At 47.7% G+C, this 9253-nt stretch carries 7 protein-coding genes; 2 read left to right on the top strand and 5 right to left on the bottom strand.

Translation table 11 applies throughout. From position 1 onward, the window contains the following. The 3 genes from ACTJJS_RS20190 to ACTJJS_RS20180 form a co-directional block, all read right to left on the bottom strand. Positions 1–201, bottom strand: a 201-nt coding sequence (locus ACTJJS_RS20190) for a hypothetical protein (protein WP_440665015.1), incomplete at its 3' end; no start/stop codon positions are given. Positions 202–255: 54 nt separating this feature from the next. After that, on the bottom strand, positions 256–1584 hold the full coding sequence (locus ACTJJS_RS20185) for a DEAD/DEAH box helicase (protein ID WP_247654835.1): 1329 nt from the start codon (positions 1582–1584) through the stop codon (positions 256–258). A 222-nt stretch (positions 1585–1806) separates the two neighbouring features. Further along, a complete protein-coding gene (locus tag ACTJJS_RS20180; RefSeq protein WP_168869902.1) occupies positions 1807–2208 on the bottom strand; it encodes a c-type cytochrome in 402 nt (133 codons plus the stop codon). A gap of 242 nt (positions 2209–2450) precedes the next feature. On the opposite strand from ACTJJS_RS20180, the gene ACTJJS_RS20175 reads away from it, so the two are divergent. Then, complete coding sequence (locus ACTJJS_RS20175) at positions 2451–3281, top strand: bifunctional helix-turn-helix domain-containing protein/methylated-DNA--[protein]-cysteine S-methyltransferase (RefSeq protein WP_168869903.1); 831 nt, start codon at positions 2451–2453, stop codon at positions 3279–3281. A gap of 180 nt (positions 3282–3461) precedes the next feature. Here the strand turns inward: ACTJJS_RS20175 and ACTJJS_RS20170 are convergent, their stop codons facing one another. Together ACTJJS_RS20170 and ACTJJS_RS20165 are read right to left on the bottom strand one after the other, a co-directional pair. Beyond that, entirely contained in the window at positions 3462–4928 is a 1467-nt protein-coding gene (locus ACTJJS_RS20170; protein ID WP_440665014.1) for a RagB/SusD family nutrient uptake outer membrane protein, read from the bottom strand. Between the two features lie 8 nt (positions 4929–4936). After that, positions 4937–8065, bottom strand: coding sequence for a SusC/RagA family TonB-linked outer membrane protein (locus ACTJJS_RS20165; RefSeq protein WP_440665013.1), 3129 nt, complete (start codon positions 8063–8065; stop codon positions 4937–4939). A gap of 506 nt (positions 8066–8571) precedes the next feature. Between ACTJJS_RS20165 and ACTJJS_RS20160 the strand changes: the two genes are divergently transcribed. Continuing rightward, positions 8572–8991 carry an SRPBCC domain-containing protein gene (locus tag ACTJJS_RS20160; RefSeq protein ID WP_440665012.1) on the top strand — a complete coding sequence of 140 codons (420 nt, stop codon included), beginning with the start codon at positions 8572–8574 and terminating at the stop codon, positions 8989–8991. The last annotated feature ends 262 nt before the right edge of the window (positions 8992–9253 follow it).

The raw sequence follows: 9253 nt of genomic DNA, 5'->3' as shown, positions 1-9253 counted from the left end.
CCCCCTTATCACTGTTCTCAAAAACAGCCCAAAAAACTTATTGTAGCCCAGGGCTTCAGCCCCGGAAACAAAAAAAGGAGCCTCCCCAGCCCCCCTTATCACTGTTCTCAAAAACAGCTCAAAAAACTTATTGTAGCCCAGGGCTTCAGCCCTGAGAACAAAAAAAGGAGCCTCCCCAGCCCCCCTTATCACTGTTCTCAAAAACAGCCCAAAAAACTTATTGTAGCCCAGGGCTTCAGCCCTGGGAACTAAATATTAAAAATCTATTTTCTGATCGCGTTTGTCGGTTTTGCCCTGGCGGCCGTAGCGGTTTCGGTTGCGCGGTTTCGGTCTTCTTGGTTCTGCTTTTGGTGCGTCCGGATCGGCGTTGTTGGCCTCTATCAGTGCAGCTTCTTCAAAAGGGTGACGCACGGAAGGGATTTTCTGTTTCGTCAGTTTGTTGATGCTGTTCAGAAAAGGTCGTTCTTCGGTAGCGCAGAAAGAGAGTGCGTAACCGGTGGCGCCTGCTCTGCCGGTACGGCCGATACGGTGTACATATGTTTCTGACACGTTAGGCAGGTCGTAGTTGATCACATGTTCCAGTGCTTCCACGTCGATGCCTCTTGCGGCGATATCGGTGGCAACGAGCACCCGTAAACGACCGCTTTTGAAGTTGGTCAGCGTGTTTTGCCGGGAGGACTGTGACTTGTCGCCATGCAGCGCGTCAGCGTTGATATTCCTTTTACGCAGGTTTTTGGCTATCCTGTCGGCGCCGTGTTTTGTCTGTGTAAATACGATGGTACGTTTGATAGTTTTATCCTGCAGGATGTGGTCCAGCAGTTGCTGTTTGTCTTTTTTCTTCACGAAAAACACGCACTGTTCCACTCTTTCAGCTGTAGTGGACACTGGTGTGATCTCCACTTTCTCCGGTTTGTACAGCAGTGAATTGGCCAGTTTGGCGATATTGGGCGGCATGGTAGCAGAGAAGAACAGCGTCTGTCGTTGCTCTGGCAGTTCACGCACCACTTTTTTGATATCGTTGATGAAACCCATGTCCAGCATACGGTCTGCTTCATCCAGTACAAATATCTCGAGGTGGTCCAGGTAGATATAGCCTTGGTTCATCAGGTCCAGCAGGCGGCCCGGCGTGGCGATGAGCACGTCTGTGCCGTTGCGCAGCGCGATCGTTTGCCGGTGTTGTGGTACGCCACCGAATATCACATCATGTTTCAGCCCTGTGAATTTCCCATACGCTTCGAAACTCTCGTCGATCTGTGAAGCCAGTTCGCGGGTAGGCGTCAGGATGAGGGCACGGATATGTTTATAACCGCCTTCTACGCCGGAGCGGGTGTTGTACAACTGTTGAAGGATAGGAATGGCAAAAGCGGCCGTTTTACCGGTGCCGGTCTGTGCACATCCCAGCAGGTCTTTCCCTTCTAAAACGATCGGTATGGATTGTACTTGTATGGGGGTAGGCTGGGTATAACCTTCTTTTTTAATTGCTTTTAAAATGGGCTCGATCAGCCCTAATTGCTCAAATAGCATATTGTATTTATAATCTTCGGTAATAAAATTAAACGCCTCTTTATAGCCAGCGTTCAGCATTGAGGAGAGCAGTAAAGAAAGATTCTGGAGAGAGCTTTATGCTTTGAACTCAACATAACGAACGTAAAGATACGGATTTTCCCGTCAGTAAACGGTAGGGGCGTGGAGATTGGTTATATGTGAAAATTTATTCAGTAAAAAACACTATCATTCAATTATTTACACATATAGAAGGGCTAACCCCATGGGAGCCAGCCCTTCCGGTAATGTCATTAGCGCGACTTATTTGGCCGGCGCTTCATCAGGTTTGGTTTTTGGCTCTTCGTTACCATGGTGACAGGTGTAGCAGGACACGGACATCACTTCTGTTCCTTTGAAGAACTTCTTGTTGATGCGGTGTGTCATTTTCATCATAGACCGTGCGATGTCTTTGTGTTGATTTTCATCACTGGCGAAGTCCAGTTTTTTAGGATCATCTTTTTGTGCTGCGTGACAGTAGCCGCACTTTACGCCCAGGGCAGCATTGAAGCTGCGCATGGTGGCTATCAGCTCATCATGGCTGATGTTTTTGGGTAATACTTTGAGGTTTTTAGGCTTCTCAGGTTCCTGAGGCAAAGCCAGTGAACACAGGGTAACCGCTGTTGCTAACGCAGCTGCTACCATGAATGTTTTTTTCATTTTCATGACCATGGTTTTAATAGTATGTAAAGCTTCCTGATACTGAATCTACAAAAAAATATATATGTAATGGAATTTTTTTGACAGACGGGGTAAGCGTTTGAGGGCTTCGTACGGGCCAAAACGTTAGTCGGCAGCTCAAAAACGGACGGTAGGAACAGGGAAGCAACAGCGTTTTTCCATGTCCGCAAGTTCCGGGTTTTTTGCCGACTTTCGCAGGGGTAACTTTGTCTTAAAATGATAAAGCCATGAACAATTACGATAAAATTGCCACGGCAATTGCATACATCAACGACAATTACAAGGAACAGCCGGAACTCAAAGACATGGCGGCTTCCGTTCACATGAGCCCGTTTCATTTCCAACGGGTGTTCAGTGAATGGGCAGGCGTTACACCTAAAAAATTCCTGCAGTATCTTACGCTGCACCACGCCAAGCAACTGCTGAAACAGGAGAAAACAACCTTGTCCGATGCAGCCTTCGAAACAGGACTGTCCGGCACCAGCAGGCTGCATGACCTGTTCATCAATATTGAAAGTATGACACCGGGAGAATATAAAAACGGCGGAAAGTCTTTGCAGATCAACTACAGCTTCGCAGAGAGCCCGTTTGGCAATATACTGGTGGCGTCCACCGGCAAAGGCATCTGTCATATGGCTTTTGCGGACAACCGCGAAGAGGCGCTACAGGACCTGATCGCCAGTTTTCCCAACGCGCAGTTTACACAGATGACAGACCTCATTCAGCAAAATACGCTGTACATCTTCACCAAAGAACAACATCGCCTCTCAGAGATCAAGCTTCACCTGAAAGGCACCGCTTTTCAGCTGAAGGTATGGGAAGCCCTGCTGAAAATACCTATGGGCAATCTCACCACCTATCAGCAGCTGGCGGCCGCGGTAGACAACCCGAAAGCATCAAGGGCGGTAGGTACCGCCGTAGGCCAGAACCCCGTGGCGTTCCTGATCCCCTGCCATCGCGTTATTAAATCGACCGGCGAATTCGGGCATTACCATTGGGGAGACGTCCGTAAACAGGCCATGATCGGCTGGGAATCAGCACAATCATTTAATCATTGAGTTATGGGGCCATGCTAATATTTTAGTCAACAAACTCCTGACTCACGAAAGCAAAAAATCGTAACTCAAAAAATCCGTAAATGAAAAGGGCCGCCCACTCGTGAAGGGCAGCCCTTATTTGCTTATGAAAGAGGACCAGCACTAGAGAGTGCCTGTCTGTTTATTAGAGGATAATGTGCATTACTGGTTATCCACGGCCAGCTTGTTATACACCAGCTCATCGGAAGAGAGAGGCCAGATGTAGCCAGTAGCTGTTGGCGGTACCGCCAGCACTGTAGCGCTCTTGGCAGGGAACGGAATACCCAGACGGATAATTTCCATGGCCCTGTTACCTTCTCCCAGTAACTCAATATGTTTTTCTTTAAGGATAGCATTAATCAGATCGTTCGCTGTCGGGAAATCAGCTGCTGTAAACACTGTTGTCGCATCTGAACGGCCACGTACGGCATTCAGCAAAGCGATGGCGGCAGGATCTACGGTATTGGATACACGTACTTTCGCTTCCGCTTCAATCAGCAGCAATTCTGCCCAGCGCAGTACCGGTGCAAAGTCCAGGTAAGGGCTCGGACCGGAATATTTCACCAGGAAAGAACGTGAACCAACCGGCATAATAAACTGCCTTCTGGCATCGCTGGCTTTCCAGGAAGCATCTGCCACGATACTACCGGTAGCAGTGTTCAGGGCGTACTCTGCGTTACCACCAACGGAAGCAGGGCTGTAGTAATATCCCAACTGCGTCTGCGTGCCCGGGAAATCGCCGGGGGATGCACCAAACGGCATGTATATCACTGCTTCTTTACCAGCATACTTGGGCGTATACAGGTTCTTCAGGTCAGACTCCAGCACGTAACCGGCAGGGGAAGTGAACGGACCTGTTCCGGCAATCAGCTTGGCGCCTTCTGTCAGCACTTTATCGTATTGCCCCATTTGCAGGTATACTTTCATCTTCAGCGCAATAGCACTGTAGGAGTTACCCTTGTTGGCAGCGAACTTGGTAGAGGCAGTCAATTTAGGCAGCAGCGCTTCTGCAGAGTCCAGGTCACGGATGATCTGGTCATAAGTTTCTTTTACGGTGCTGCGTGCACGGGAATAATCACCCAGTTTGGTATGCGGCTCCCAGAAAAGGATCAGCCCGGGTTTGCTGCCTGCGCCATCCCAGTAAGGACGGGCAAATAACTGCAGCAGGGAAAAATAAGACAGACCTCTTACGAACTTGGCATCGCCGGCGTATATCTTTGCCAGTGAGTCGCCTACCACGGCATTGCCTTTGGCTGCCATACCAGCCAGGAATACATTAGCATTGTTAATGGCCATATAACCCTGGGACCAGATCTCCTTGATCTCCTGGGACTCGCCCACGGCAGTCATTTTCCAGGTAGCATTCAGTGTTACGTTGTTCGTGGTCAGGTTCACAAAATCTTCGCCTCTCACATCGTTTGCGATCAGTACTTTACCACCCAGGAACTTACCGTTTTTCATCACGGTGTACAAACCGGTAGCTTCGTTACCAATCCGTTCTTTCTGCGTAAACGCCTCCCAGTCAGGGATATCGGTTGTCGGTTTCGGTGTAAGCAGGTCTTTCTGGCAGGAAGAGCCAAGGACCGCGATACCTAATGCCAGTATATATGCACTAATTTTATTCATCATCGATCATTTTAGAAATTAACATTTAAACCCACTGTCACAGTACGGCCATTACCCAGCGTGTTACGGTCAATACCCTGACCGGAAGCGTTGTTGCCATTGGAAGATACTTCCGGATCAGGACCGGGGTATTTCGTCATAATGGCGAGGTTCTGACCTCTTACATATACTTTGGCGCCGCTCAGGTGAATGGATTTCAACGCTGTTTCAGGCAGAATGTAAGTCAGGCCCACGGTACGGAGTTTAAGGAAATCTCCTTTGAATGCATTGGCGCTGATAGCGAAGGAAGAACCATTGGAGATGTTATCGCCGTACACCACTTTAGGTGTTTCGCTCACATCACCCGGATTTTTCCATCTGCTCAACACGTCAACGCTGTTGTTCCAGTAACGCTGGTCTTTCATACCGGCAAGGCTGCCGTAGTAAACATAGAAACCAGTCTGGTATGTCAGCAATACGTTCAGTTCAAAATTTTTGTAGCGGAAAGTGTTTTCAAAACCGCCTACCAATTTAGGGTTGGTGTTTTGATAAGCCACCGCGTCTTTGGTGCCTACAGCAGGCGCAGGTTTACCGTCGGCATAGCTGTACACAGCTCCTACCGGATTGTAGTAAACATCTTCTCCTGCTTTATTCACAAAGATCCTTCTGCCCGTCTGCGGATCCACGCCCTTTGTACGAACAACATAAAGCATACTGGCGGGATGGCCTACCTGGTTTACACTGGTTTGTTCCAGGGAGCTGGTCACAAACGGGATTTTATCCAGGCTGCCGGCAAGGTCAGTGATTTCATTTTTGTTGTAAGCAATGTTGAAAGAGGTATTCCACGTAAAGTCCTTTTTAGTTACCGCTGCTGCACTAATGCTGAATTCCACGCCTTTGTTATACATTTTACCTACGTTGGATGGAATGGTGGCGATAACGGTGGAGGAAGGAATACCGGCGGAAGGGATTTGAGGCACAAACAGGATCAGGCCGTCGATATTATTATAGTAGTAGCTCAGTTCACCGGTAATCCTGTTGTTCAGGAACCCATAACTGATACCCACATCTGTTTTTTTACTTACTTCCCATCCCAGGTTCGGGTTGCCCGCCTGGCTGAAATACAGGGAAGGTCTTTCACCATAAGGTACGGGTCTGTAGAGCGATAATGCGTCATAGTCGCCCAGACCGGCGTAGTTCCCCACTTTACCGTAGCTGCCGCGCAGTTTCAGGGAAGAGAACACATTAGCCAGTTTGCTGTTGGCCCAGAAATCTTCTTTAGTGATTTCCCAACCGGCAGACACGCTGAAGAAAGTACCTTTCTTCTTGTCTTCACCAAAGGCTGAATACTGGTCCTGACGCACGCTTCCACTCAGGAAATATTTTTCTTTGTAGTTGTAGTTGGCACGGGAGAACCATGAGAGCAGGTAGTTGCTGCGGCGTAACATGTTACGGCTCAAATCTGTCAACCAGCCACCTTCAGAGTTATTGAAGTAAGAGTCCATCTGGTTTTGACGGCCGATACCATAACGCTCGCGCTGATCACGCTGTTGCTCTGTACCGAACAGTACGCTCAGGCTATGCTGGTTAAAGGTTTTGTCAAACTGCGCGGTGTTGGTCCACGTCCATCTTTTATACTGTGTATAGGTGCTGGTAGCATCACCGTTGCTGCTAAAACCATCACCATTCTTATTATTCTGATAGATGTCGTTGTTCATCAGGATATAGTCGATACCATACTGTGTACGTAAGGTCAACCATTCCCAGGGCTTCAACTGGCCATACACGTTTCCCTGTACGTGATTAGCTTCTGTATTGGAGTGATCGAGGTCCAACAGGATTTTAGGATTGTAGATGCCTACGTTCAAACCACCTTTCGCGCCACCGATACCGGAACCGCCATTGGTATTGTAAGTACCGTCATTGTTATACGGTGATACGATCGGAGAGGTCAGGAACGCCAGACGGGCAAGGCCACCGGAGTTAAAAGCCTCGCCTTCCAGTGAACCGGAAGAACCGGAAATCAGGCTTAACTCATTTGAGTAGGCTATTTTAGTACCTACGGAGAAAATCCTGCCCACTTTCTGGTCTACATTCACCATCAGGTTTTTACGGACAAAATCATTTTGTTTCAGGATACCTTCCTGTTTGGTGTAACCAGCAGAAAAGTAGTAGCTGGTATTTTCAGTACCACCGCCTACGCTCAGGCTATGGCTCTGGGAGATGGCCCTGTCGCGGTATACCACGTCCAGCCATTTCGTATCAATGATGTTGCCATTGGCGTCTTTGTTGAGTTCATAACGTCTGGCATCACCAGCGTTGGCCAACCCTTCATTTTTAACGTCAACATACTGTTGTGCGTTCAACAGTTTAGGTAAACGGTTAGGGGAGGTCATACCTACCCAGCCATCATACATCACACGCGGACGACCAGCTTTACCTTTTTTGGTGGTCACCAGTACCACGCCGTTGGCAGCACGGCTACCGTAAATAGCAGTAGCGGCGGCGTCTTTCGCAATATCAATAGATTCGATATCAGCAGGATTAATACTGGACAATGGGTTCAGCGGAGCGCTGGTAGATCCCACGTCGCCGCTGAAAGTAGGCACACCGTCAATTACGATCAGCGGATAAGCGCTCATGGAGAGGGAGTTAACACCACGGATTCTGAATACAGGCGGGTTGTTTACCACACCATTTGGTACAGTGATCTGTACACCGGCGGCACGGCCACCCAGGCCTGCCTCAAAGCTCTGTACCGGTAAATTGGCCAGTGACGTGCCTTTCACCGAAGCGATGTTACCGGTTACTTCTTTTTTACGTTGCGTACCATAACCCACCACCACTACTTCAGATATAGCTTTGGTGTCTGATGTCAGCTGAATGGTCCCCATGCTCTCTCCGGTAATAGGTAAGGTCTTAGCTTCATATCCTACGAAGGATATGCGCAATGTTTTTGCTTCCGAAGGAACAGATAAGGAAAACGCGCCTTTGGCGTCTGTTACAGTACCGGTTTTACCACCGGGCAGGCTTACTGATACACCTGGCAAAGCAGCGCCTTGCTCATCGGTGATCTTCCCTGTTACCGTGCGATGAGATTGTGCCAACAAGGTCGATGCTAGGAACAGCATGCTGGCTACCACGAGTAAGAACTTCCTCATGTAATTGCAGATTTTGGTTTAGATTATTAAAAAAGAAGTCTGATCAATCAGATTTTGGTCATAGTTTCTCCAGCATCATGAGGCCACTCATGATGATATATTTCACGGCGTTTGAGTTCAAGAATGCTGTTTGGTTTTAATGATATTCTGACATAGATCCACAGCACTGCTGCAGGTTGCTTTAGCTTTAGATTTAGATTTTTTCCTCGCTTGTTTTTTTAAATTTAACTGGTTAAGAAAAACGGTTCGATTTTGGTCTTTTATGCTACAGTCGTCACGAGATGTATCACTGATTTAGATTCTGGTTGCAATACCATCGTTATCCTCTACGATCACTAAGTGAACAGGTCGGAATAAAAATAAAAAAAAATTTCAACCCCGATACACTTTCTCTTCCGTGATCTTTTCCATCAAGACAAGATTTATTTAAAAATAAATGATAATTAATTTGTTACATATTACAAAGACGCCAAAATATTTTTTTATATCTTTATCTAAACAAAAAAATGAGCACACAGGAAAATATCACCGGACACACCGCCTCACAGGGTTGGGAAATTGGTGTAAGACGCACCTTCGCTCTCACCCCCGAAGCTGCATGGCAAATAATTTTCAGTCAGCCGGTCCTCGATGTATGGCTGGACCATAAAGCCGGCATCGCCTTTCAGAAAAACGATACTTACACCACTGTTTCCGGAACCACTATTACCATCACCAGTGTTACCGAAGTAAAAGTCATCCGCATGAAATGGCACGCCAAAGGACAGGCAGCCGCTTCCACGTTACAGATCAGGGTCATTCCGGCAAAAGATAAAACGACCGTCAGCTTTCATCATGAATGGCTGGCCAACAACAAAGAACGCGAAGCGATGAAATCCTACTGGACGCATGTGCTGGATGAAATCGGAAAGGCATCAGACAATTAACGGCAGTCATAAAAATCGTATATCCGTTAACGTTATCAACCGTTCTAATCATGGAAAACCGTTTGCAACATGCTTCACATGATGGGTAATAACCTCTTTCCCATAGATAGCTATAAGGGACGGACCGGCTAAACGTTAAAAAGGGAAACCGCCCGAATGGGAAAAACCGGCCTCCATGGCGCCGGTCATGTGGATTCACCGACAGTTAAGGCATTTTGGGCGCCCGTAAAGCTAAATTCGCCTATAATAACTTATTTTTAAG

This window comes from Chitinophaga sp. 22308, assembly GCF_052045305.1.
Classification (GTDB): Bacteria; Bacteroidota; Bacteroidia; order Chitinophagales; family Chitinophagaceae; genus Chitinophaga; species Chitinophaga varians_A.
Note: the sequence above shows the minus strand (reverse complement) of the source record. Positions and strands in the feature narration are given on the sequence as shown.